The sequence below is a fragment of the Legionella steigerwaltii genome, from assembly GCF_001468065.1.
In the GTDB taxonomy this organism is placed as follows: Bacteria; Pseudomonadota; Gammaproteobacteria; order Legionellales; family Legionellaceae; genus Legionella; species Legionella steigerwaltii.
The window spans coordinates 23,754-48,358 of the sequence record NZ_LNYZ01000001.1 but is presented as its reverse complement, the minus strand read 5'-3'; the positions used below and the strand labels follow the sequence as shown (position 1 = coordinate 48,358).

The window sequence follows — 24,605 nt, the reverse complement described above, 5'->3', positions numbered from 1 at the left end:
ACTTATGAACTATTTTTTTTCACTGCTTTTCACTTTATTTTTTTCCACCAGTTGCCTTGCAGGGACGACATCTGAAGTGAGTTTGCGCGATAAAATTGGTCAAATGCTTCTTGTTGGTTTTGACGGGAAAAAAATTAATGCCAACTCTTCAATAGTAAAAACTATTAAAGAAAATAATATTGGAGGAGTCATCTTATTCGACTATAACTATCATACAAAAACGTTTGATAAAAATATTGAAAGTCCGGAACAAGTAAAAAAATTGAATCATGATCTGCAATCCTTTGCGGAACAAGGTAATTTGCAGCATCATCGAATGCAATTACCTCTATTAATTTCTGTAGATTATGAAGGGGGGCAGGTCAATCGTTTAGGTGAACAATATGGATTTCCGCCAACCTTATCTGCTTCAGAAGTTGGCAAAAGAGGCTTTAAGGAGGCTGAATCCACCGCGGAGTCTATGACTCAAACGTTAAAGAGAGCGGAGTTTAATTTAGATTTTGCTCCAGAACTGGATGTCAACGTTAATCCAGACAACCCGGTTATTGGAAAAAAAGATCGAAGTTTCTCCAGTAATCCAAAACAAGTCATACGCTATGCGCGTATTTACACACATCATTTTCTAAATCAAAAAATTCAATGTGCTTATAAACACTTTCCAGGTCATGGCAGTTCCACTAAGGACTCACACTTAGGTTTTGTAGATGTTACGGATACTTGGCATTCATATGAGTTAGAGCCCTTTACGCACCTGTTAAATTCCCATGATGCGTGTGGTGTAGTCATGACAGCACATATTGTGAATCGTCAACTCGACCCCTCTGGATTACCAGCAACTTTATCACACAAAATTTTAACTGAACTTCTACGCAAACAACTCCATTTTCAAGGCGTCATTATTACTGATGATATGCAAATGAAAGCCATTAGTGACAATTATGGGCTTGAACAGGCGTTAGTACTTGCCATCAATGCTGGCGCGGATATGCTGATGTTTGGAAACAATTTATCTGTTCCGGAGCAAAATCCAGCACAAATCATTGACATCATTGAAGCTAAAGTTCAATCAGGCGAAATCAGTCAAGAACGAATAAATGAAGCCTATCAACATATAGTGGCTTTAAAAAAATCATTAAACTGATAGATTATTGATGATGTCCGGATATTTGGTAGCCTGGGTGCAGCGCAGCGGAACCCGGGAATTGCAATAGCACCGATCCCGGGTTCCGCTGCGCTGCACCCAGGCTACCAAACACCCGGACTACAAATTATTTTTATCCGACACGTTTAAATTGAATGGATACGTCGACATCCATACCCGGTGAAACGGATAACTTTCCTTTAGCGCTACCTGAAGTTTTTGAAAAAATACCATTCAAGTTGCCGTATTCCGTATTGATAGTCACCGTCCCATTAACACAAGTCCCCTTTAGTTTTGTGCTATTATGGTCAGGACACACCATACTTCCTGAGCGTTTGTCTGATTCGACTGCTATATTAAACCTACCATCCTTATCTAAAGCACCGATTGTTCCTGATCCATCATAAACACATTCCCCGATTAACCAATTATTAGCCTTACCTGAACCTGACCAATTTCCAGGAATCTCGTCACAAGTATTTGTACCAGAATAGAAAGTAAAGTCTGCATGTGCCATGTGTGCAAAAGACAGTACTGCAGCTGTAAATCCAATGAGTAATTTTTGTTTCATTTTTTTTCCTTAAAGAATAGCCTAATACAAACACAACATGTTTGCGACTGGTTAAATTCGGAACTTATTATTACGTTATAGAATTACAAGTGCAATCGAAAAAAAGCCGAATGAGAAAATAAATCCCAAGTCATCTTAAGATGCTCTAGAGGCAATTTCCTCACTAGACTTTAGAAATTTGCGTGCGTGGTGACGAACATTCGTATACAAACAAATGTATGGGTTTGGTTCGTTTGTGAATGACCGGTATTATTTTCTGATGAGATAATGTAGCCAATGAGTGACACTGGTTAAAAAATCGCTCTGCGCATTGTTTTGTATCTCTGAAATCAATGTAAGTTATTTTATCAATTGTTCCTTTGGATAATGAATTTAAAAAAGCCTCACCCCAATATTGGTATTGATTAATATCACCACAAGGAATTGCGTACACAGGCTCATTGGGCATAAAGAAATTCAATGCCGCGGAGTTGGTGTAATAACCAGTAACCAAAGGCTGTCCCTTTTTTATAATTTCAGATGAGTGAATCGCTTTGTTTAATACCGTATAGGCTCTACCTTTTTTCAAATAGTTTGCTATGGGCCATGAATTAATAACAATCATAATGATACTAAAGGACAAAAAAATTGGATAAATAATCTTGAAAAACCGATGATAATGATATTGTGTAATGAGATATCCAGTGATCAAAGCGAGATTCATCCCCAGCGGAGTCAAGTACACCACCCGAGCATCCCCCCCTAATAAAGTCGCTGTAATCCAAAATACAAGACCTATAAGCAATACTGCATAAGTCAACTCCAAAACTAAATTATTGGATGCATTTTTAGTCTGTTGATACTTAAACCATCCAAATGCAGCTAATAACAGAAAAACAGAATAATTAATTATCAATGCCCCTATCAATTCAAAGAGACAGTGAGTGATCGATGTATTACTTTGAGTTTGGCTGTGAAAATTTAATAAATAAGTAATTGATATCCAATTGTGATTGATATTCCAATAGATAACTGGAGAAACCATTAAAATAATGATTAAACTCGCCAGGTAAAAATGCACACTTTTAAAAAGTTGTCTCTGTTTTGAAAAAACAACATACAGCAATAGTCCTAGCACACTAACAACAGCAGTATATTTAGATAAAATCATGGCGCCAATAAATAAAGCGCATAGATAAAGATCGAGAATACGTTTGTATGAAATATAGCGAGCGAAATAATAGAAAGACAGAATAGTAAATAAATTCAATGGGGCATCATATAAAACACGAACAAAAATGCTTTCCGTGGTCGTAGGCAAAGCGACCCATATCAATGCACTAATTAATCCTGTTTGCTGATCCTGCAAAAGGCAACCTGTCTTGTATATATAATAGGCGCCCACAATCAGACATAAAAAGCCGACAATATTTATAGAAAAGAATGTATTCCCAAAAATTGCTTGAGAAATGTGAAAAAAATAGGCAATCATAGGCGGCCCATCAAAATAGGACCAAGCCAGATGTTTCCCCCAAGCGTAATAATAAAAGCTAGTAATGGTAGGAACTATGAAAAAAGTTGCTACGAACAAGAATCCAATATAAATAATCAGTAAAGGTTTTGTTGCTTTTTCATTCCACATAATCAAGTTCCTTTTGCCCTAAGATCTGTAAACAGACCCATTTGTATTGGGCCGAATAATATCACAATAAACATTTAATACACACTAAAACACGTGATATTAAGCCTAATTAGCCTTATTGTTTGTGGAAATGGTTTCAGTAGGATTAGGTAAAATCTCTACAACATGGGCCAGCCATTTTTTATTATCTGCTCGAATAAGGATGTTTGTACGTCCATAGATGAAAGCATTTAAATGACAATGAATTAACGATACCAATGTACTGTTACATCGGATTTTATAGTAGTTTCGATTCTGGCTTAGTGTTTGGATATGATATTTGGTCAACAATTTGCCAAAAGGAATATTTGTATGAAGCACCTCTTCTTTCAAGTCCTTGGGCAATTCGTTAAAGTTCATCGTAATAAAAGCGAGTTCAACGACTATTGCTTCTTTTTTGCTTTGTGCAAAATTTGGCTCATTTCTTTCTTTATCGCTATCAATAAGCATGATAATTGAGCGATGATAAGTATTGTCCTCTGGATCCTGCTTTGCAAAAATTGTTTTTATAATGGCACGACGCCCATAATATTTCTCAATACTTTGTGTCATTAAAGGCTGAGTTATTAACTCATTGTAAGGGTTGGGCAATTGAGCAGGACTTACTTTTGTACCTATTTTATTTATTTCAGCCAGTTTACTAATCTCTGACTGAACTTTTTTCGACTCAGGGGCTCCATTAACCGCGATGGCTTTGAAGAAAAAAACTATGACCAGCAGAAGAAAAAAAAGAAAAAATTTTTTAATCAACTTTATTAGAAATATCATTTACACTCAGTTTGATTTCAATTTTAGAGACGTTTAGTCGATGATATAAGATGTTGATGTGAGTTATCAATCTTGATTCATTAAGAGAAATATAGCTTACTAAAATAATGAATTTAAAAAAAAGGGCGCACTGCCTATGTGCCTGAATCCGCAGCTCGAAGCTGCGGAACCCAAGATTACATAGTAAAGCAACTGACTCGTTCGTTACGATCTTCTTCTTCCTCTTCTTCCTTGTCCTCATTAACTTCTTGTTGTTCTGCTGGGTCTACTTCTTGTTTTTGTTCTGGAGACTCTGGATTAACATTTTCTTCCAGCTCTTCTTCCTCACCTAAATTCATAGCTTCTATAGCATTTAACATAGATGCCAATGAAAGCATAAGCCTCAACTCTTCTGGCACTGGTATCGTATGCATATGACCTTCTGGAGTAAGAACATGAAGATGGCCAGCTGGACAAAGAATAGCAGGTAACCGTTGGACTCTAGGAGCAAAGCCAAATAAAGTATTAATATTTCTTGGTTGTTCATTTTGTTGAGGAGCTTCTTGTTGCGTTTCTGCTTTGTTTTCTTCTACGCTTTCTTGCTCTTTCTGCTCTTCTTGCTCTAAGCTTTCTTGCCCTTCTTCTAAGCTTTCTTCTTGCTCTAAGCTTCCTTGCTCTTCTTCTAAGCTTTCTTCTTGTTCTGAACTTTCCTGTGAGCTATGCAAACTTTTTTCTTCGTCAGCTTTTTTTTCAACTTTAGGTGAGCCAGGTGGTGTATGAGGCATATCATTGCTCCTTAAAAATTAAAATAATTAAAATAATTAAAATTCCGATAAAAGTACCTCTGAAAAGAAGTTCGTTTTGTTACGACTATGTCTTTTCTCGGAGCAAGTTTACAGTTAATTTACAAATTTTGGTAGTGCAAATATACAAATTTATTTATTTTTTGAATAATTAATTTTAATGGATGTTATTGATTTCAAAACAAAAATTGATCTAAAAATGACCATTGTTATTTTAGCCCAGCATGACACCTGGCACTCTGACACAAAATTATTAACGCCCCCTAAAATAGATCATAAATTTTATTTGAATCATTTGATTATGGATATATAGTTAAAAATGTCATGTCACAAAGAATAATGAGAACCCCATTCATGAACGCATACCAACAATTAGAACAGCATTTTAAAAAATATTATGACTTTGAAAATCTAGCAGCCATTGTCTCCTGGGATGAGGCCTCGATGATGCCTGCGGGTGGCGGCAAAGCACGAGCAGAAGCTTTAGCCACATTAAGTGCAGTCCAACATGATTGGCTAACCCATAAAAAAGTGGGCGACTTAATCAAACAGGCAAAAGATATCGAAAATTTATCATCCTGGCAGCAAAAGAACCTTTATTGGATCGAAAAAGAATATCGACAGGCAACCTGTATCCCCGTAAATTTAGTCGAAGAATTTACGAATGAATCTTTAACTTGTGGTCAAGCCTGGCGAGAGTTACGGGCGAGTAATGATTGGAAATCATTTAAACCGTACCTGGAAAAGTTATTTCAAAAAGTAAAAACAATTGCAGAAATCAAATCACAAACGTTTAATAAATCGACTCTGGATGTTTTGATTGATGAATATTCTCCAGACTTAGACTGTAAAACAATTACTCCTATTTTTAATTCATTAAAGCATGAACTGCCGAAACTGATTCCCAATATTATTGAAAAACAAAAAACTCGGCAGATAAAAACGATCACCGGGGATTTTCCAATAGAAAAGCAAAAACAGCTTGGAATGGAAATAATGAGTCGTCTGGGTTTTGATTTTCATCATGGCCGACTGGATGTGAGTCATCATCCGTTTTGTGGTGGTATTTCTAGTGATGTTCGTATTACAACGCGCTATAAGGAACATGAATTTTTATCATCATTAATGGCAATTACCCATGAAACTGGTCATGCCCTCTATGAACAAGGCTTACCTAAAGAATGGAATATACAACCTGTTGGCCACTCCTTAGGAATGGCTGTTCATGAGAGTCAATCCTTATTTATTGAAATGCAAATTTGCAGGAGTTTGGAATATCTCCATTTCTTGGTGCCTATGGCACAAAAATATTTTAAGGACGTAGAGAATATAACTGAAGAAAATATTTTTTATCATTCTACAAAAGTACAACCTGGTTTAATTCGTGTTGATGCAGATGAGGTCACTTATCCTTTACATGTGATACTTCGCTATGAAATAGAACAACAACTGTTTGCTTCAGAGATTACTGTTGCGGACTTGCCAGAAGTTTGGGATTCATACATGCAAAAATATTTAGGTTTATCCACAAAAGGTAATGATAAAAATGGGGTAATGCAAGATGTTCATTGGCCTTCAGGAATTTTTGGATATTTTCCTGCCTATACGTTCGGGGCAATAATTGCGGCTCAATTATTCTCTGCAGTAAAAAAATCAATTCCTGATATTAAAGAGCAGTTAAAGCAAGGCAATTTCAAATCGTTGGTGCATTGGCTAAGGGAAAATGTTCATCAAAAAGGGAAATTATTGCCTTATCAAGAACTATTACGTCAGGCAACAGGTGAGGGATTAAATCCTGATTATTATTTTGCCCACATTAAAGAACGATATTTATAATGAAACAATTCTACTATCTTGGTCAATCTAGCGAATTACTCCAGGACAAATGATCTGAAATTAGAGCCGGCTCAAAACGCTGAACAAGTGTTTTAATTCGTTTTAAATGGTTTTTGCATAAACCTTGAGCCGATCCTAAAGATAATCCAATGCCATGAACACTTATAGGATAAATCTCGCATATAGAGGATAAAATATCTAAGAGCGGCCCCATTGATCATAAAATTTTCTGTATGCAGTTCAAGCCAATCAATTTTAGACTTTTCCTGCAGAACTTGATGATAATGGGGGCTCTTAAACCAATACCTATTTTATCGCCACTAATTAACATTTTTTTTAATAAATAAGATTAAAGTGGTTCATGAATCTTAGAGCGATTTACCAGCTGAATAAATTGCTGTAACTCACATATAGTTCCACCGCATGCTGGAATGGAAACAGAATGGCCATTATAAGTGACTTTAACAAGGTAATAATTTGCATCACGTTCATAAAGCGAGAAATTAAGATTCGAAGCATATGGTGGCGCGTTCTCTAAAGGAGCACCCAAAAAGCTCAATGCACTGGCAATGGTCGTATCATGAGCAGATAATAAAACATATTTAAGCTTGGTTCTTTTCTGACTGCCACTATTGAGATAATTAGCAATGTTTGTCATGAGTTTGGTGCTATAGGCTGTTGCTACTTGTTGTGGTTTTTCTTGCGCCATAAAAGCCCAATTACTGGCATTGATAATTGTTTCAATGTCTTGGGTGCTCAATCCAACGGGCATTGGTGCATTATGTATTTGATGAATGTATAAGGCATCACCTAGTATTTCAAGATCAGTCAAGCTCCTAATTTGTGCACCAATAAGAGCACTCCAAAGTGGATATTTATCTTTGAGCTCATCATTTTTTTGCTGCCATTCTTTCGTTGAGTACACATACTGTTCCATCAGTTTGGCACGTTCAGCAGGGCTTACTTGCTGGATAATCACCTCATCATATTTAGCTGGTGCACTAAAAATAGGGATCGGTTGAAAAGCATAAGGCAAAGCAGGGAAAGTAGACCCTGTAGTATTTGGTCCTGTTCCTGGTGGGTATAATCCCATTAATAAAGACTCGGCACTCATCAGTGTGCGTTCATAATCAGTGGAACGAACATACATGGTTCCTTGTTCATAGTGCTCAGGTAACAAATGAGCTTGTTCTACGTATTTTTTACGAAACTCCATCCCCATTTTATATTCTTGCTGCATCCCTTCGGCTGTTAACTGACCTGGGCCTTCTCGCCATTGATAATTTACAGCCGGAAGCGGAACAATCGGTGTTCTATCACCATGCCGAATGATATCCACAGCAAAAACAAGTGTATCCTCTGCAAATAAGAGTGACGGCACACTGAATAACAAGATGCAGCTTAGACGTAATTTGTAGCCCATTTATCGTACTCCTTGTATTAATTATTAAGAGATGTCGTTGTATATTCTGTCAATTGGAGAGATTAGAGTCTGTTGACAAATGTAGGTTGAACCTTGGCCCAACAAAACCACTATTATGTGGCTGCATAGACTAATTTTGTCACTAGACCCCTATTTTTTATCTTTTGCACTATGATGAGTGTGAGGACAAAAATCAAGATTTTTCTGAACATTCAATTGTTCTAGAAAAATTTCTATTGCTGTGTAAAAGTAATTGAATAAGTTAAATAAAAACAACTATGACGCCAGATCAGGAGTTAAAAAGTGATCCGATTGAAGTACGTTTTATTGATTGGTATTTGGCTCACATTGGGAACTGCTTTTGCAACCAATGAATCATCAGATACTGCACTTCGTATTATTACCCCAAATCAAACATTCACTCTGACTCGATCTGAATTGCTCTCTCATCCTTTTTTGACTCAAGTAACGATAAACAATGATCGGGCTTACCCTAACAAAATAATGCACCATAAAGTTATTCCCTTGTGTAAGTTACTTGCTCCTTTTCATATCAAACAACAAGACATCATCGAATTTATAGCCAAAGATAATTTTCATGTTTATGTCCCTTCGATTAAAGTGATGAATTGCGGTAAAAATGCTTCCATTGCCATGTTGGCTATAGAACCCAAATCTAAATGGCCAATAATTGATAATCACACTGGGCATACTGCTGGACCTTATGAGGTCATTTGGCTTCATCCTGAACGATCTTATATATCAAATGAATATTGGGCATGGAGTGTTATTGCAATAAAAATTAGTCCAACCCTTGATTATCAACATGTTCTTGCTCCTCCAAAAACAACAAGCCCTTCGATTATCAATGGCTATAAAATCTACATTAGTCATTGTGAGGGCTGTCATATGATGAATCGTATTGGAAAAAGCGATATCGGACCTGATTTAAATTGCCCTAAAAATCCGTTGGATTATTATCCCAATATCGTTCAATTGAAACAATTTATACGTGATCCCAAATCAGTCCGTTCTTTTCCACAAGCACGAATGAGCGGCTCAGACAAACAATTTTTATCTGATAATGATCTGGATGATTTGATTAAGTTTTTTGCTTATATGAATACAAAAAAACAATGTTAACAGGCACAGTATTAGCTAAAGTATTATACACTCTGAGGGATTTTTCGTTCCATTAGAATAGTCAATCGTATCAGCTTTAAGCATTCTAAGCTCTTGTAGCCTGGGTGCAGGCGAAGCCGGAACCTGGGGAAGCCTGCACCAACAAACCCCGGGTTCCGCTTCGCTGCACCCAGGCTACAGGGCGACGATTTCTTAAGTTGACACCATTGAGCGTTCAACCTGATGTGATATGTAATAAAACTAGGATGCTCAAATCAGAGATCCTTCGCCGTAAACTCCTCAGGATGACGGGGTTGCGAACGATTATTCTAAATGAATCATAGTACAATTATTGATCATTAAATTATGATATAAGTGAATGAGCGTACATTAACTACTTGATTGACAACCCGTTTCTAACCATCTAGAGTTTATATAAATAAAGGGACGAGGATACAGCATGAAGCTGATTAAGTATCTTGTTTTTATCACTCTGTTAGTAAGCAGTCTCTTTGTTTATGGTAATTCACTCACTATAGGCATTTTAAAATTTGCACCACCTTTTTCATCAGTCGATACTCATAATCATTATTTTGGTTTTGCTGTTGACCTTATGAGTGAGATCTGCAAACGCATGGATGAATCATGTATCTACAAAGCAACCGATTTTGAAACTCAATTAAATGATTTGCAGACAGGTGTTATTGACGTTACTTTTTTATCAAGTCCAATACCTTCTACAGAGTTAGAAAATTATCAATTCAGTATGCCTTATATAACAAGTAATGGACAATTTGTGTCACTAAAAGGCTCAAAAATCGATTCAGTAGATGATATTAAAAATAAAAAAATTGGCGTACTGCAATCAACCTTGCTTCAATATAGTGTTCTACCTCAATACACTTCCCAAGAAAATATTAAAGTGTACCCCAAAATTACGACATTAATCTCTGAACTAAATAATCATAATATTGATGTAGCCTTGATGAATGAAAATGTGGCCAAATATCTACTCAACAACGCCCTAAAAGGTTTTCAATTGGTAGGAAAGCCCATCACGTTGGGAAACGGATATGGGATCATTGCACTTAAGAAAAATGCAGCAATAATTGATAAAATTAATCATGCCCTATTGCAAATTCAAAATGATGGAACTTATTTAACTCTTTATCAAAAATATTTTGGGAGCAGTATTCAGGAAAAATTGCCCGACTAACTCCTCAGTGAGAATAATTTCGTAAACCAATAAGACAAATGAAAGAGTAAAAATTAAGGAGCTTGCTTTATTGGCAAAGTGATAATAAATTCACTTCCCTTTCCTGGAGCACTCTTAATTGAAATAGTCCCATGATGCTCTTGGACAATGCTATATGAAATAGATAGACCTAAACCTGTACCTTTTCCAACAGGCTTGGTAGTAAAAAAAGGTTCAAAAATCTTAGTAATTGTTTCTTTACTCATTCCAATACCTGTGTCACGAATACGAATCAAAATCTGGTCATTTTCCTTGCTTGTAGTAATCGTAATTTCACCCTGCTCAGGAATTGCATGTGCTGCATTGATAAGAATATTCATAAATACTTGATTAATTTTTCCAGAAAAACATTCTATTTCAGGAAGATCACCATAATTTTTCTTGATGGTAATTCGATCTCGAAATTGGTTGTTCAACAAGGTTAAAGTGGAATCGATACTTTCGTGAATATTAATCCGTTTCAACGTACCTTCATCAAGCCGAGAAAAAGTACGCAGATCTTTTACAATATTTGCTGTACGTCTTGCGCCCTCTTCAATACCATTAAGTAAATTATGAGTCTCTTGCAAGGTGAAAGGCAGATCGATTTCCTCTTTATATTTTGAAATCTCCAGTAATTTCTCTTTTATTGATGTGTCAGGAGTGATTTCTGCATACTTATTTAGCAGTTGCATAATTTCTTCAATATCATTTTTTAAGGGACCGATATTAGCAGAAACAAAATTTACAGGGTTGTTAATTTCATGCGCGATTCCTGCAGTTAATACCCCCAAGGAAGACATTTTTTCTGCTTGAATTAATTGAGTCTCCGCCTGTTTTAAGGTGTCTAACGCGTGATTTAGCTGAATATTTTTTTCATTAAGATCTTGCGTACGTTGTTCCACCCGAGACTCCAGCTCAACATTCGCGCGCTGTAGATCGTTTTGTGCTTTTCTACGTTCCGTAATCACAGCAGACAAAATTAACGTAGTAAAAAATATCGCGGCCACAAACGCTTGCAAAAATAATAAGCTGGTTGAAAGATTAGCCGTATAAAACTCCTTATAACCCTCTATTTCAAGCCAAATGACAGAAATTGATATTAAAAAAGCCACGATTGTTGCAAATCGAGTGCTGAAACGTACAGCAGCCCACACCCCAAAAGGAAGCAAGAGATATGCTAAGGGATAGTGCAACATATAAATCAAGCTGATCGTACAGCCTAATAAAAGAAGCAAAGCAATAAACTCAAGACAACGCTTTAAATTAAACGTGAGTTTTTTTTGGTACCAGGTCATGATAAGCGGCGTTATCACAATAATACCTACTACATCACCTATCCACCAAACAAACCAGTCGTTTAAAACTATCCCTGGGGTAATAAGTCCAAACACCAGGAGTGCTAATATTCCCAAAGTACAGCTCGTAAGAGACAGAAGAAAGTCACCGCCAAAAATAAACAACAGAATATCGTGAACCGTATAGAACGGAGTTTTGGTATGAGTATAATATTGAATGTACATGCTAGCCCAAATTGCCTGCAGTCCTGCACCAAGTCCGATGATCGTGGATGCTGCCCAGTTTTGCCAGGACAATAAATCGCCTAACACGGCTGTCACAATGGTTTCCGAGATCACAATTCCAAGAAAAACATAATTCCCATACCAAAGCACCATGGCTAAAGCGATACCTGACGGGAGCCACAGTGGAGTCACTAAGGTGTTTGGAGCTGTCCAAATATTACTTGCAAGGCCACCTAAGGTATAAAGAAAGGCGGTGATTATATTCTGGAACCAAAATCTCCAAGTTTTTATTGTATTGAGACTCATGTTTTCTTTCCAAGTACTCTATACAGTTTGATTTTTTCATCCTTGCCTCGAATCACTTGTGGCTCTAACTCTTCAACTAGAATCTCGTTGGAAATTGGTTTATAAGTCGTTTCACTAATCAATAATGTATTGGGTTTATCTTTAGTAAGCTCTTCTATTCGTGAGGCGATATTCACGGTGTCGCCAATGGCGGTATACTCCATATGTTCACTAGTCCCTACATTTCCAGTAATTACCTCTCCCGTGTTGATACCAATGCCAATAGCAAGTTCATGACCTATTTCATTACGATAGGTATCGTTGAACTCTTTTAAGGCATCAATCATCGCTAACCCTGCAAATACAGCGTTTAACTGATTATCGATATGTGAAACAGGTGCACCGAATAAAGCCAAGATTCCATCGCCAATTAATTTATTCACGCAACCATGGTACTCTCGTATTCTTTGAGTCATTAATTCAAAATAAGCATTAAGAAGCACTACGGTTTTAACAGAACCCAATTTATCTGATAATGAGGTAAATTGGCGTATGTCAGCAAACATGACTGAAACAATGCGGTATTCACCACGAATAGGGGAGTCTTCTCCCTGATCATTTAAAATTTCATCGACTATATTTTTAGGTACATATTTTTGAAACAATTCCATAATCCGTTTTTGATATAACACTTCATGATTCAGTTTTTCAATCAAATCCAGCCTCTCTTTCTCAAGGCTCAACATTTTCAAACCCGTATCAATATTAATTTTTAACTCAACCGGATCCCATGGTTTAGTAATATAACGAAATACCCGCCCTGTATTAATGGCCTTGATAATTGCTTCAATATCAGTAAAACCGGTTAAAATCATCCGAATCGTGTTGGGGTATTCAGGAATAATCGACTCTAAAAATTGCACTCCCGTCATTTCGGGCATTCTTTGGTCAGTAATCACAATTTGGATGTTATTATGACGCATAACGTCCATTCCCTCGCGTCCTGAGGTAGCAGTATATACGTTGAAATGGCGACGAAATGTAGCGACAAAAGCAGTAAGATTATTCGCTTCATCATCAACATAAAGGATATTGCTTTTTTCTTTATCCATAAGAACTCTTTAGAAGTAAAATTGCTAACTCTATAGATATTTATAGTCCATAGGGAATCACTTTGGCTAGTTTTGCTTCTGATATGAAGAAGTCTTAAATATTTTTACTCTGAATTATTTTTGTAAAAAACAAGTAAACTCGACACTTTATGCGCATTATTAATACATAATAAGGTTAACCTATTAGAACTTTAAACATGAAAGGTTTTTATTATGACTAAATCTGTGTTTCTTAGCGTTGAAGATGATGAAAAAAGGAAGAAGATCGCCGAGTTCTATAATCAATTTATGAACCAACAAAACGCCCAGCCTCAATCCTTTGATTCGTTAGATGAGTTTAAAAATAGTCAATATTATCGTGACTTGCCTGAAGAAGAAAAAGAACGTCTAAAACAATATGAAGGAAAAGATGTAATCGTTTTAGTATTTGAGACTACTGAACAAGCTATGGAATTTATTAAGCAAATACAAAAAAAAGGACTCATCAGTGAAGAACAGGCAGAACAAGTATTAGAGCAGCTTCAAGAGGAAGAGTCATACAGACCACGAATGCAGTAAAGGATAAGAGTGCATCATAAATTTATTTGTACCTTACAGATATAAATCGATCCAATCTTTAAATCGTTTTAAACGATCCATTTGAAAATCCGGTCTATCAAGTGTGTGATATTGCTCTGGATAAATGATTAATTGTGTTGGTATATTTTGCGACCTTAAGGCTTGATATAATTGTTCAGAACCGATACATGGCATATTAAAATCCAAACTGGCGCACATGAATAAAGTAGGTGTTTTAATTTTATCAGCCTTCATTAATGGGTAACTCACTTTCAAATAAGTTTGAACATTTTGCCAAGGTTTCCCCAATTCGGCTTCATATTCTAATGTATATTGATCCACACCATAATTTCCCAGAATATTACCTGTACCTGCTCCGCTAATTGCTGCCTTAAAACGTTGTGTACTGGCAATAACATAATCAGTAAGCATGCCACCATAACTCCAGCCACCTACAGCCAATTTATTGGGATCTACAATACCTTGGTTAATTGCATAATCTACAGCAGCTAAAACATCTTTGACATCTAAATTGCCCCAATCTGCATTAATCGCTCTTGAAAACTCATACCCTCTTCCAGAACTTCCTCGCGGATTGGGTGCTATAATTACGTATCCCTGAGCAGCAAGCCATTGCCAATCAAAATTAAACTCATGGCTGAATTGATAAACTGGCCCTCCGTGTAAATTTAAAATAGCTGGGTATCGATTACCCGATTTGTAATTTGCTGGCTTTAGCAACAAACCATCAATCACAGTTCCATCAGAACTTTTAAATTCAATGTCTTCTACCGGCAAAAATTTCACTTGATCTAAAAGTTTTTGATTATGATGAGTTAGCGGCCTTAATGTACCTTCTACTGCAAAGAGTTCTGGCGGATATTGATCACCCGAGGAGATCACTACGATGCGTTGATCTACTGTTGAAAAATTACTATCAACACGAGATCCCTGGGTTAATGCTTTGACAGTGCCCGAACGAACATCGATTTCACTTAGATGAATGTTTTTACTTTCTTCAACTAAAGCATATATTTTTTTACCATCTTCAGACCATTTAGGCTTGGTAAACCAGCGATCTACAGGAGCAATAATCTTCTCCTTATGATTAGCCACCCCAACAACAGCTAATTCTGTAGGGGCATAAATGTGTGAATGATCGCTATTACTTAAATAAGCAATTTGAGCACTATCAGGACTCCATGAGGGAGCAGATTCCCACTCCGGATCCATTTCTGCTCCAGGGGATTGTGTTAGTTGAATGGCTTTACCGCCGGATTTCTTGATTACATACACATCCGAATTGAAGCTTTTATCTGGCTCTGCTCCTCTTTGCGACGCAAAAGCAATGTAATTCCCATCAGGAGACCAAGCTGGGGCCCATTCTTCATAGGGTCCTGGAGTTAATAATTCAATGTGTTTACTTTGGATCGCGATACGATATAGATGCGTTCTTTTTTCACCAAGATAACCTTCTCTATCCTTTTTGAAGAGAAATCGAGTAATAACTATAGGTTTATTTTTAGAGTCTTTTTCACCTGTTGCTTTATGCCCAATAAACGCAATATTTTGCGAATCTGGAGACCAGGAAAAATCGCTTACATCATACTGATTATTCGTTAATTTGATAATTTGTCCGCTTTTTCTATTGAATAATTTAAGATTTTTTGAATCACCTCTCTCCGATAAAAAGGCAATCCATTGGCCATTTGGGCTCCATTTAGGTAAATAATTGCTTTCTTTTTTACTGCTTGTGAGTTGTTTTGAAACACTCCCATCGTACGATACCAACCAGATATTTCGTACTGCCTCTGCTTTACTAACATTTTCTTCTAATGTATAGGCTACCCATTTTCCATCTTTCGATAAATCGGGCTCGTTGACCGTTTTAATTTGCATAAAATCACTCAAAAGTGGCAATCTTTGAGCAGCCCACCCTTTTTCACAAAACATGATGGGTAACAACAATAGAAGAAGCTGGAGGCAGCTAAGAATTTTTTTCAAAATCATTGTTCCCCTTTAAACTGAGTGCTTTTAATTAAATCTCAACAAAAATTGGAGATGCTCCAAAGTATCATACAATTGTTGTTTTATAAATTAGTTCGGCTTTTCTTTTCATAAGTGATTTTTAAGTCTTCAAATAGACTGTTTAATTCGATGATATGCGCCTGTTTCATTCAATTTATTTTTTAATTCACGAACACTGTTTTCGCCAAACATAAAACCATAAAGATCAATTTTTATCCAATTAATTCAAATTAAGCTAAAATAAACACGTGGATCATAAAAAAGGAGTTTTTCATGACAAAGATACTAACTGCCCTCTTAGGCATATTATTAATGAGTGTCAGTACAATTGCCTTAGCTGGATATCATTACGGACATCATTACGGGCACCATTATGGACACTATTATGGGCATCATTATGGACATTATCATAAACACTATCGCGCAAAATATCATTATAACCATCACTACAGATATCATCGATAGTAAACATGGAGTCTAGATCCTTATTGAACAAATAATAAAATACATACAACATTTTTGAATATAAAAAAATTCAAAAATGTTGTTCATTCATACTCATTTCCTGCTTTCCCATTTCTAAAAGCATTTGATCAACAAAACAAATATAAATAAAATAGATGACATAAAAAGAACAATAATGTAAAATATTTGACCAATATTAATGAATTTACGTCAATACATTACAGGATTGTATGTCATCCCCATAATAAGATGAGATAAAATACTAAGGAAGCAATTTATGAGAGCAGTACGAGAACTTCAGCAAAGAAGCACCCCCATCCAATTCGCGCACATAAGAGACGCACATCTCTACAACAAACCAGGCTTTATAACGGGTCTACTTTCTGGCAATCGTTGGCGTCATCAAAGTATGGGCTTAACATTAGACCATATTACCGATCATGAGAAGCTTGCCGAACTGCAATCTCAAGCATCGGATAATTTGAAATTATGGGAAAAAGATAAAATAGACGCTCCCCAAAAAGTTGAGGTAGTGCATCAAGACTATGGAGATGCGGCCCTAGAGTTTACTAAAAAGCATGGAAGAATATATCCTGTACTCAACATGGCCAATTCTTTATTCCCTGGTGGATCTGTTCTAGAAGGCGGAAATGCTCAGGAAGAAAATATGTGGCACCGTTCAACTTGCGCCCGTTCATTACTGTCTAAAGGAATTTATTACGATGAAGTACAAAAATGCTTTCTTTATGATGAGAATCACAGAAAACTCTTAAGTGGACAAAAGCAAATGAGTCCTGAAGAGCTGGAATCTTTGAGTATAAGACGAGGAGGTGTAAGAACTCCTGCAGCTTATAAAGTCTTTATGGATGATCAACCCCAGGTTTTTTTTCGGGGATCAGAATTTTTAGTCCCAATAGAACTTGAAGAAGAATTCACCTCAAAAACAACATTTACTGCCGACTCTAAATTAAGCTATTTATTCCTTCCAAAAGAAAAAATATTTCCTTTTTATGAAATTAGATCAGCTGCTCCTGAACTCATAGGTAAACGAGTTGACTTGAGTGATAAGAATGCTTTAAGTGAATATACCCAAGATTTGAGCCGTCGAATCGGTGCTCAATTGGATACATTGATACTTAAAGGAAAAACTGACGCCATTTTAGGTGCATGGGGATGTGGGAGCTTTAAAAATAATCCTGAGATTGTTGCTCAAACATACCGTGAAGAAATTGAAAAAAGAGCCGAACATTTTCAACACATTGTATTCCCTATAATCGACACAGAACATGCAGCAAACTTCCAAATATTTAAAAAACATTTAGATGGTTTAAAGCTTGGAAATTTAGCACGTCAATTAAAGGTTAAAGGAACAACACCCATATTACCTAACCCCTATGGTCTGTATGCTTTAAGAGACAAAAAGACGACTACAACGGAAGAACCCTCTGAGACTCCTTCACCCTAGCTGCAACACCCTTTAATTAAGGGATGCACTCATGGGACATGCTTAGGAATAATTATACATTTGCTCTAAATTCTTATCATTCCTGCGTAGACGGGAATGATACTATATACGAACGATATGCCCATTAAAAAATCGTTAATTTTTTAAAAACACACCTCCGATATGCATACATAAAAATTATATTTTATTGGAGCAAGATGGTTATTCATCAACCACTTAATAAAATAAAATAATCACCCGCAACATAAAATAATCATAATGCATGCATAAAAACCGATTTTTCATTCAACAAAACAAAATTTATTTGGTATGATTCTTTTTAAAGCACTAAGACCATCAATGGATCTTTTTTAAATTAACTAGCCTAGAAAGACATCGGGGTATTTTCTACTATGCAATCACGATTAACACAATTAGCGCTAAACCCGCTAAAATTCGCTTTTAATAAAAGTGTATTATCCTCTCTACGCAAGACACATGGTTCACTTTTTTTCCCTGATAAGTTGGATATAAGCTATCCTAGATTATCATCAATAGAAATAAATGAAGGTATTTCTCAATTACATGACAGTCTTCCATCAGGCAAGAACTTTCTTTTTAGAGGAACAGAAGGAACTAAAGAAGTCCATGAGGCGATGACTACTGATTATCTGGGTTGGTCTTCAGTACAAAGAAGAAAAGCACCCAGCCATGATCTTGTAGATTACCTCGTGAGCAATAACAGTAGGTATTTTTTTTCTGCTTCCCCCTGTAAATATACAGTAAGACCTTATGCCGCAGGAATATCGATTGTCCCATGTAAAGGTTACATTTGGGTAATAGGATTACCTAAAGTGTATACAATCCCGCAAAAGCATTTATTCTTAAATGAGGAAATGTTTGATAGTTATTCAAGAAGACAGATCCAACAGTTAGAAGAAGGAGAAAAATATCATCCGATTAAGAGAACAACGGCGGATAATAACGAAGTAACGGTTATCGTTGGTGCTAGAAAAGAGGATAATTGGGCACTCAAAGTTTCTGAAGATGTAGCGAAAATAATTCAAGTAAGAGGACCAGGCCGTTTACTGGGTAAATTTATGTCCTCAGATGAAATTGTTCATGTGCAAGACTGGACTAATCCTGGATTCAAAAAAAGAGTATGGTCTCTTGAAATAGTATTCTCGGAAGGAATTAAGGCAGAGCACTATGATAAAATGAATGCCAGAGCTCGAGAATTAGGATTAATAGGGAGTGATGAACGTTTGCTTACACTTGATGATGCAAGTAGTGTGGTCGATTCTAAAGAGTTAGAGGAATTAAATACACATTACACTACAACCGAAACTCATCGAGTATTAAAAGTTCATAAAGGCATTCCTTTAGGACACAAAGAATCTCTAATTGAGTACATGGTCGCTGAAATTCAGGGTTCTACAAAATTAGAAGAACTTGTGCGCTGTGACCACTCATATACTTTATAAATAAAATTAGTTCAATGAAATAAGTGGCCGCAAACCCAAAATTTCCATGTGAATGCTATAATTATTAAAAGCATTTTTCATCAGGATTTCATGATGCGGCCCTTATCCAATGGTGATATCTTAGTAGAACTTGGCAAAGGAAGCCTAAAGAAAAATAAAAATCCATCTGAAATTACTAGCTCTGACCAAAGAGCGATTGTCATGCAGCACATAGATGATAGTGGCTCGCATGTAATGGCCTACAATAACCGTAGAATTTATCATTCAAGTTCCGGACAAAATCAAGAGGGAGTGAGGAGTCACGAATTAATTAAGGATATGAGTACTCGAGGTGTTTTAGGTACAACTGCAGTATTTCATTGTTCTCATCCCAAAGTTTCAATTAACTTAGCAAAAGCGCTGCAACGATGGGATCCAACCGCAGATCCGACCGTATATGCTCAATTAAAACAAAAAACAGCAGAATATCGGGCTCAAATGGAGTTAAATGACTTGATTGCCCTGTTTAATAATACTCGCGATTTTTTAATGGATATCAATACTACTGAGGATAAACAATTCGCTATTCATGCAATATCCGGAAATATCAAAAGGATAAAAGAACAATATGAAGACATTCTGAAAAGAGCCAATTTAGACAAAAAAGCATTCGACCCAATTAATAATTCTATACGCGCATTACTTAACCAAGAAAAACAAATAATGCTGTTACTGGATGCTGTGAACCAAGGCAAAGCCGAATTGCCTAAAATCGAATTGCCACCATTCTTAGATCAGCTTGAAATACATAAGGTCAAACTACCAACACCTTACGCCACTCTATCTGATGATCGACGTCAAACAGATTATGAACGTATTAAAAAGCAAAAAGAAGTGGCAAAAGAAGAATCAGCAAAGGCTAAAGAACCTCCGATAAAAACTGACAGTACCTCTGCAATGATGTTTATCATGGAAGAAGAGACTGACAAACAACACTTATTGGATGATGATGAATTGGAAGCAGTAGAAAAACTATCAGAGCAACATGAGCTCTATCGTGCATTCCGTTCCTTCATGCGCAATCAGGAAAATGTTCCTTTGAGTAAAAGTAAAGGCGTATCTTGCAATCAATTCATTGGTTTTTCATTGAAAGTTGCGATTATTGATACCCTGTTTAATGGGGATATTCCCAAAGAGTTAATGCAAAAATATAAAGAAATTGAAGCGTATAAAGCGAGCAAACACCTGAGTAAACTAAACCAAGTTCCGGAGCAGTTATTTAAAGAATTCCAGACCCTGTTCGACAAAATAACGCAAGACTCCAAATATGAGAAAGAACGCAAATTGATTCAATATTTAGGTATAGGCGTCAAAGGCTCTATGGTGCGTGAGTTATGTGAAAGTGCTTTTAATGAACAAGACTGGGACACTGAATATTTAATTATTGTTCAAAAAAAAGATGGCTCACAAAAACCGTACGTTTTATCATTTCAAGAAGCACAAGAGTTGTATAATGCATTATCTAAAGATAAACCCGAAAGCGAATCTCAAATAAAATTACCTGCCATTATTAGCGAAGATAATTTAACTCCTAGCTTAAAAAAACAACTCGACGCTTTAGAATCCAAAGACTTTCTTGAGACAAAGGAAGATTCAAGGAAAACATTAACTTCACCCTCATCTATAAAAATGTAGCCTTTGAGTCATACCAGGCTATTTCACTTGCTACATTACAGCATGAGTCGCTTAAAATGATTGTATTAATCTGATTCCCCCAAAAACTGATTCTAGAAAATCTCTCTCATTTCATAATTCTTTAAAAACAAACATCAAATGATTTATTTTTACACATAAAGCAAATTTTCTACTATGCTTTTTTTATATCAATAAGATTATTAATTAGCTTTATAGAAACTAATTAGATCAGAAATAGCATAGGAGTATCCAAAATGAAGTCAAAGCTAGTACAAGGGGCAAGACTATTGACTTTTAATCGAAGCGTTATATCTTCAATAAGTGTACGTAGTTCATTATTTGTTCCTGACAAACTGGATATGGCCTATCCCACTTTAACGCCAGAAGAGATAGATGAAGGAATTGTTCAATTACAAAACAGTCTTCCATCAGATGAGGATTTAAGTTTTAGAGGAACCGAAGGAACTAAAGAAGTCATGGAGGCGATGACTACAGATTGTCTAGGTTGGTCTTCAGCACAAAGAAAAAAAACAGCAAGCACAGACATTGTGGAGTACACCGAGAAGAATGAAAGTAGCTGTTTTTTATCTACATCTCCTTGCAAACAAACGGTAAAACCCTATGCTGCAGGCATATCACTCATTCCCACACGAGGGTTCATTTGGGTAATGGGATTATCTAAAATGTATACAGTTCCACATAAGCATGCATTTTTAAATCCAGAAATGTTTGATATTTATGCACTACGAAAAAATGAACCCCAAGGTTCGCCTCAAGAAGAAGGATATAGATCTATAACAAATACAGTAGCGAACAATAATGAAATAACCATTATCGTTGGTCGTGGGGGAGATGGCAAATGGGCACTCAAAGTTTCAGAAGATGTAATGAAATTGGTACAAGTAAGAGGACCCGGTAAAATATTGGGGAGATTTATGCCCTCAGATGAGATTTTGCATGTCCAAGACTGGACTAATCCTGGATTTAGAAAAAGAGTATGGTCTCTAGAAGTATTCTTCTCAGTGGGGGATACTCTGAAAGACTATGATGGAATGAATGCAAGAGCTCGAGATTTTGGTTCAATCGGAAAAGATGAACGCCTCTTCACTTTTTTAGATGGGTGCAGTGTAGTAGATTCTGAGGAGTTAGAGGAATTAAATGCGAACTACAGCACAACCAAAACTCATCGAGTAACAAAAGTCCATAAAGATATCCCTATAGGGGATAAAAAAAATCTTACTCAGTGTATAATCGAAGAAATTAAGAGCACACAAAAATTAGAAGAACTGCCGAGAACAGACAGCTCGCACACTATATGATTCATTTATAAGAAAACTCCCTTCTCCCCAAAAAGGGGGAGAAGGTTCCCGATAGGTCGAATAAGGGGTAATTCACCCCTCCCCCATTGAAACATACAATTTTTTAGCCACCGTCAAGGCCAATTCATCGTTCCATGGCTTGGCTATAATTTGCATGCCAATAGGAAGCTGTTGCTGATTCGTGCCACAAGGCACAACAACTACTGGACACTCAGTTAAAGTAATGCTGGCTGTATAACGAATAAGCGGCCAAATTGCATTGGGCCTAAGCGTTTCCCCATGAGGTAACGCACATTTGGGTGAAACAGGACACAATAATACATCATAAGTTTGAAACAAGCGTAAAAACTTGCTCTTATATTCATCCCACTTTGCCCAAAGCTTTAAATATTGATTTAGATTCATTGGACTTTCCGGCAGCTGAGCCAACCATGATTGTACTTGAGAAGAGACTTCTTTCGTTCCCAGTGCATGAAGAAGATTATTTAAACCTTCTCCAGCATCTGCTTGGAACAATTGTGCTGCAATACTAATTCCTTCCTCAAAAAGCGTTGTTTCTATCGTTTCAATCTGCATTCCATCTTGAGCAAGTTGTTTGCATGTTTCTTCGATCGCAACAGGTATCGCCGGATCCAGATCAGAATAATTTTGATCGACTAAATAAGCGATACGTACATTTTTCTCAAAGTTAATTTTTTTAGATGGTTTAGGTCGCTCGGCGTATGGATCAAGACCATCTCCACCTTGAATTGTATGGAATAAAATTTCTAAATCGTCAATACAACGAGTCATGGGAGCAATCCGACTGGTTAAAGCCACCCAACCTCGTTTTGGCACCACACACCCTGTTTGCGGCAGACGTCCCAATGAAGGCCGTAATGTGAATACGCCACAACAATGAGCCGGATATCTGGCTCCACCTCCATGATCTCCGGCTAATCCCATTGGTGACGCATGGCTCGCGATTAATGCAGCTTCGCCACCACTACTACCACCACTTGAATAATTAGAGTTCATGGGATGATTCGTACGTCCGTAAACCAAATTATCAGTTTCTAATGAAAGTCCTAATTCTGGAGTATTCGTTAAACCTAAAAAAATACTTCCCTGTTGAATTAAACGACTAATAACTGTTGCTTCCTGACGGCATAAAGTATTAATTAATCCCTTAGTCCCAAAAGTAACAACATGATTTGGAACAGCATATAAATCTTTCGCTGTAAAAGGGATACCAAATAATTCACCCGGTATGAAGTGAGAGTCTTTGAGTTTTTGATCCGCTTCGATAGCAGCTTGACGTGCAGCTGTGAAGTTAGTTTGTACTAGCGCATTTATTTTAGGATTTACTCTTTCGATTTCGCGAATAAAAAAATCAAGTAGCTCAGAAACCGTCAACTCACGGCAGCGAATTAATTGTGCTAATGTTTTAACTGAAAGCTTAGTCAACTCGGACATATGCTCTTCCAATCTTTATAATAGAAAAGGTTCTGATTTGTCTCTTAAAGAAAAGAGACCCGCTCTAAGAGCATAGTACTATTTTATAATCGAAACTAAAATTAGATTTCTAAGCCAAAGAAACTACAAAATTTTATGGTGGTCCTCCTTAAATCAATTAAGGAAGAGCCATTTAGGGTTAACGTACAAGAACATAGTGACCGTTTTCGAGTACATAGCGATGGCCATTATGATAAACAACATGTTTATTAGGATAGCCTGCATGGTGGTAAGTAGCGGGATGGCCGGTTACAACCCCAACTCCTGTATCAACTACCCTACCAACTCCATTACCTATGAATGCACCTGTATCAGCTATATAACCTACCCCAGTACCTACAACGTGAGCACCATAATTTACACCGGCTCCTACGGTTGAATTGCTGTATTGGCTTACATTATTCATTGTATTACAACCAACCAAGCTTAAAGACATGAGCAAAGTTGAAGATGTTATTATTCGTTTCATAATTCACTCCTTGAAACAGACCAATAAATGATCACTATATGTATATATAGTTCATAAATAGGACATTTGTTAGAGCGATTAAATAAAAAGTTTCTTTTTGGCTTGAGTGAGGAAAAATTGGAAATTTGAGTTTTTAAATGTATGTATATGATATGTCAGGACCAAAATCCATTAAAAACAGGCAAATTTACTAAAGTTTTATCCTCTCCTGCG

General features: G+C 36.5%; 21 protein-coding genes. 10 read left to right on the top strand and 11 right to left on the bottom strand.

All coding sequences use genetic code 11. The features are described 5' to 3' along the window. Positions 1-4 precede the first annotated feature (4 nt). Positions 5-1,141 carry a glycoside hydrolase family 3 protein gene (locus tag Lstg_RS00210; protein WP_058475653.1) on the top strand — a complete coding sequence of 379 codons (1,137 nt, stop codon included), beginning with the start codon at positions 5-7 and terminating at the stop codon, positions 1,139-1,141. A 133-nt stretch (positions 1,142-1,274) separates the two neighbouring features. On the opposite strand, the gene Lstg_RS00205 is transcribed toward Lstg_RS00210, so the two are convergent. The 4 genes from Lstg_RS00205 to Lstg_RS00190 form a co-directional block, all read right to left on the bottom strand. Beyond that, positions 1,275-1,712 carry a hypothetical protein gene (locus tag Lstg_RS00205; RefSeq protein ID WP_058475652.1) on the bottom strand — a complete coding sequence of 146 codons (438 nt, stop codon included), beginning with the start codon at positions 1,710-1,712 and terminating at the stop codon, positions 1,275-1,277. A 163-nt stretch (positions 1,713-1,875) separates the two neighbouring features. Beyond that, positions 1,876-3,333: a glycosyltransferase family 39 protein gene (locus Lstg_RS00200; RefSeq protein ID WP_058475651.1), complete on the bottom strand. Its 1,458-nt coding sequence runs from the start codon at positions 3,331-3,333 to the stop codon at positions 1,876-1,878. A gap of 105 nt (positions 3,334-3,438) precedes the next feature. Beyond that, positions 3,439-4,140: a hypothetical protein gene (locus tag Lstg_RS00195; protein WP_058475650.1), complete on the bottom strand. Its 702-nt coding sequence runs from the start codon at positions 4,138-4,140 to the stop codon at positions 3,439-3,441. Between the two features lie 176 nt (positions 4,141-4,316). After that, positions 4,317-4,904 carry a hypothetical protein gene (locus Lstg_RS00190; protein WP_058475649.1) on the bottom strand — a complete coding sequence of 196 codons (588 nt, stop codon included), beginning with the start codon at positions 4,902-4,904 and terminating at the stop codon, positions 4,317-4,319. A gap of 372 nt (positions 4,905-5,276) precedes the next feature. On the opposite strand from Lstg_RS00190, the gene Lstg_RS00185 reads away from it, so the two are divergent. Beyond that, positions 5,277-6,758 (top strand): carboxypeptidase M32, encoded by a 1,482-nt coding sequence (locus Lstg_RS00185; RefSeq protein WP_058475648.1) that lies wholly within the window; start codon positions 5,277-5,279, stop codon positions 6,756-6,758. A 22-nt stretch (positions 6,759-6,780) separates the two neighbouring features. On the opposite strand, the gene Lstg_RS00180 is transcribed toward Lstg_RS00185, so the two are convergent. Next, positions 6,781-6,972, bottom strand: coding sequence for a multinuclear nonheme iron-dependent oxidase (locus Lstg_RS00180; RefSeq protein WP_244918262.1), 192 nt, complete (start codon positions 6,970-6,972; stop codon positions 6,781-6,783). Between the two features lie 135 nt (positions 6,973-7,107). Beyond that, the gene (locus Lstg_RS00175; RefSeq protein ID WP_058475647.1) at positions 7,108-8,181 is read right to left on the bottom strand and encodes a histidine phosphatase family protein; all 1,074 of its coding nucleotides are present in this window, start codon (positions 8,179-8,181) and stop codon (positions 7,108-7,110) included. A gap of 303 nt (positions 8,182-8,484) precedes the next feature. On the opposite strand from Lstg_RS00175, the gene Lstg_RS00170 reads away from it, so the two are divergent. Together Lstg_RS00170 and Lstg_RS00165 are read left to right on the top strand one after the other, a co-directional pair. Next, entirely contained in the window at positions 8,485-9,324 is an 840-nt protein-coding gene (locus Lstg_RS00170; RefSeq protein WP_058475646.1) for a c-type cytochrome, read from the top strand. A gap of 439 nt (positions 9,325-9,763) precedes the next feature. Continuing rightward, on the top strand, positions 9,764-10,519 hold the full coding sequence (locus Lstg_RS00165) for a transporter substrate-binding domain-containing protein (protein WP_058475645.1): 756 nt from the start codon (positions 9,764-9,766) through the stop codon (positions 10,517-10,519). A 53-nt stretch (positions 10,520-10,572) separates the two neighbouring features. On the opposite strand, the gene Lstg_RS00160 is transcribed toward Lstg_RS00165, so the two are convergent. Next, positions 10,573-12,366, bottom strand: a complete 1,794-nt coding sequence (locus Lstg_RS00160; protein WP_058475644.1) for an MASE1 domain-containing protein — start codon at positions 12,364-12,366, stop codon at positions 10,573-10,575. Further along, positions 12,363-13,457: an adenylate/guanylate cyclase domain-containing protein gene (locus Lstg_RS00155; protein ID WP_058475643.1), complete on the bottom strand. Its 1,095-nt coding sequence runs from the start codon at positions 13,455-13,457 to the stop codon at positions 12,363-12,365. The genes Lstg_RS00160 and Lstg_RS00155 overlap by 4 nt, the downstream gene beginning before the upstream one ends. 213 nt (positions 13,458-13,670) lie before the next feature. On the opposite strand from Lstg_RS00155, the gene Lstg_RS00150 reads away from it, so the two are divergent. Beyond that, a complete protein-coding gene (locus Lstg_RS00150; protein ID WP_058475642.1) occupies positions 13,671-14,015 on the top strand; it encodes a hypothetical protein in 345 nt (114 codons plus the stop codon). Between the two features lie 33 nt (positions 14,016-14,048). Here Lstg_RS00150 and Lstg_RS00145 read toward each other — a convergent pair whose 3' ends face one another. After that, positions 14,049-16,025, bottom strand: coding sequence for a S9 family peptidase (locus tag Lstg_RS00145; RefSeq protein WP_058475641.1), 1,977 nt, complete (start codon positions 16,023-16,025; stop codon positions 14,049-14,051). A gap of 291 nt (positions 16,026-16,316) precedes the next feature. Between Lstg_RS00145 and Lstg_RS17625 the strand changes: the two genes are divergently transcribed. From Lstg_RS17625 to Lstg_RS00125, 5 genes are all read left to right on the top strand, one after another. Beyond that, positions 16,317-16,508 carry a hypothetical protein gene (locus tag Lstg_RS17625; protein ID WP_133129176.1) on the top strand — a complete coding sequence of 64 codons (192 nt, stop codon included), beginning with the start codon at positions 16,317-16,319 and terminating at the stop codon, positions 16,506-16,508. Between the two features lie 277 nt (positions 16,509-16,785). After that, complete coding sequence (locus Lstg_RS00140) at positions 16,786-17,973, top strand: TIGR02452 family protein (RefSeq protein ID WP_058475640.1); 1,188 nt, start codon at positions 16,786-16,788, stop codon at positions 17,971-17,973. Positions 17,974-18,365: 392 nt separating this feature from the next. Continuing rightward, entirely contained in the window at positions 18,366-19,436 is a 1,071-nt protein-coding gene (locus Lstg_RS00135; RefSeq protein WP_238585336.1) for a hypothetical protein, read from the top strand. 90 nt (positions 19,437-19,526) lie between these two features. After that, on the top strand, positions 19,527-21,110 hold the full coding sequence (locus tag Lstg_RS00130; protein WP_133129175.1) for a hypothetical protein: 1,584 nt from the start codon (positions 19,527-19,529) through the stop codon (positions 21,108-21,110). 254 nt (positions 21,111-21,364) lie between these two features. Then, the gene (locus Lstg_RS00125) at positions 21,365-22,429 is read left to right on the top strand and encodes a hypothetical protein (protein WP_238585335.1); all 1,065 of its coding nucleotides are present in this window, start codon (positions 21,365-21,367) and stop codon (positions 22,427-22,429) included. 72 nt (positions 22,430-22,501) lie between these two features. Here Lstg_RS00125 and Lstg_RS00120 read toward each other — a convergent pair whose 3' ends face one another. Both Lstg_RS00120 and Lstg_RS00115 read right to left on the bottom strand, forming a co-directional pair. Beyond that, positions 22,502-23,884 carry an amidase gene (locus tag Lstg_RS00120; protein WP_058475638.1) on the bottom strand — a complete coding sequence of 461 codons (1,383 nt, stop codon included), beginning with the start codon at positions 23,882-23,884 and terminating at the stop codon, positions 22,502-22,504. Positions 23,885-24,062: 178 nt separating this feature from the next. Further along, positions 24,063-24,392, bottom strand: coding sequence for a hypothetical protein (locus Lstg_RS00115; protein ID WP_058475637.1), 330 nt, complete (start codon positions 24,390-24,392; stop codon positions 24,063-24,065). Positions 24,393-24,605: the final 213 nt, after the last annotated feature.

Coding starts and splice junctions, on each gene's coding strand:
- Lstg_RS00210 (WP_058475653.1), top strand. CDS start 5: ATGAACTATTTTTTTTCACTGCTTTTCACTTTATTTTTTTCCACCAGT.
- Lstg_RS00195 (WP_058475650.1), bottom strand. CDS start 4,140: ATGATATTTCTAATAAAGTTGATTAAAAAATTTTTTCTTTTTTTTCTT.
- Lstg_RS00145 (WP_058475641.1), bottom strand. CDS start 16,025: ATGATTTTGAAAAAAATTCTTAGCTGCCTCCAGCTTCTTCTATTGTTG.
- Lstg_RS00180 (WP_244918262.1), bottom strand. CDS start 6,972: ATGGGGCCGCTCTTAGATATTTTATCCTCTATATGCGAGATTTATCCT.
- Lstg_RS00150 (WP_058475642.1), top strand. CDS start 13,671: ATGACTAAATCTGTGTTTCTTAGCGTTGAAGATGATGAAAAAAGGAAG.
- Lstg_RS00165 (WP_058475645.1), top strand. CDS start 9,764: ATGAAGCTGATTAAGTATCTTGTTTTTATCACTCTGTTAGTAAGCAGT.
- Lstg_RS00205 (WP_058475652.1), bottom strand. CDS start 1,712: ATGAAACAAAAATTACTCATTGGATTTACAGCTGCAGTACTGTCTTTT.
- Lstg_RS00160 (WP_058475644.1), bottom strand. CDS start 12,366: ATGAGTCTCAATACAATAAAAACTTGGAGATTTTGGTTCCAGAATATA.
- Lstg_RS00130 (WP_133129175.1), top strand. CDS start 19,527: ATGATGCGGCCCTTATCCAATGGTGATATCTTAGTAGAACTTGGCAAA.
- Lstg_RS00115 (WP_058475637.1), bottom strand. CDS start 24,392: ATGAAACGAATAATAACATCTTCAACTTTGCTCATGTCTTTAAGCTTG.
- Lstg_RS00120 (WP_058475638.1), bottom strand. CDS start 23,884: ATGTCCGAGTTGACTAAGCTTTCAGTTAAAACATTAGCACAATTAATT.
- Lstg_RS00200 (WP_058475651.1), bottom strand. CDS start 3,333: ATGTGGAATGAAAAAGCAACAAAACCTTTACTGATTATTTATATTGGA.
- Lstg_RS00140 (WP_058475640.1), top strand. CDS start 16,786: ATGAGAGCAGTACGAGAACTTCAGCAAAGAAGCACCCCCATCCAATTC.
- Lstg_RS00190 (WP_058475649.1), bottom strand. CDS start 4,904: ATGCCTCATACACCACCTGGCTCACCTAAAGTTGAAAAAAAAGCTGAC.
- Lstg_RS00175 (WP_058475647.1), bottom strand. CDS start 8,181: ATGGGCTACAAATTACGTCTAAGCTGCATCTTGTTATTCAGTGTGCCG.
- Lstg_RS00135 (WP_238585336.1), top strand. CDS start 18,366: ATGCAATCACGATTAACACAATTAGCGCTAAACCCGCTAAAATTCGCT.
- Lstg_RS00155 (WP_058475643.1), bottom strand. CDS start 13,457: ATGGATAAAGAAAAAAGCAATATCCTTTATGTTGATGATGAAGCGAAT.
- Lstg_RS00185 (WP_058475648.1), top strand. CDS start 5,277: ATGAACGCATACCAACAATTAGAACAGCATTTTAAAAAATATTATGAC.
- Lstg_RS17625 (WP_133129176.1), top strand. CDS start 16,317: ATGACAAAGATACTAACTGCCCTCTTAGGCATATTATTAATGAGTGTC.
- Lstg_RS00125 (WP_238585335.1), top strand. CDS start 21,365: ATGAAGTCAAAGCTAGTACAAGGGGCAAGACTATTGACTTTTAATCGA.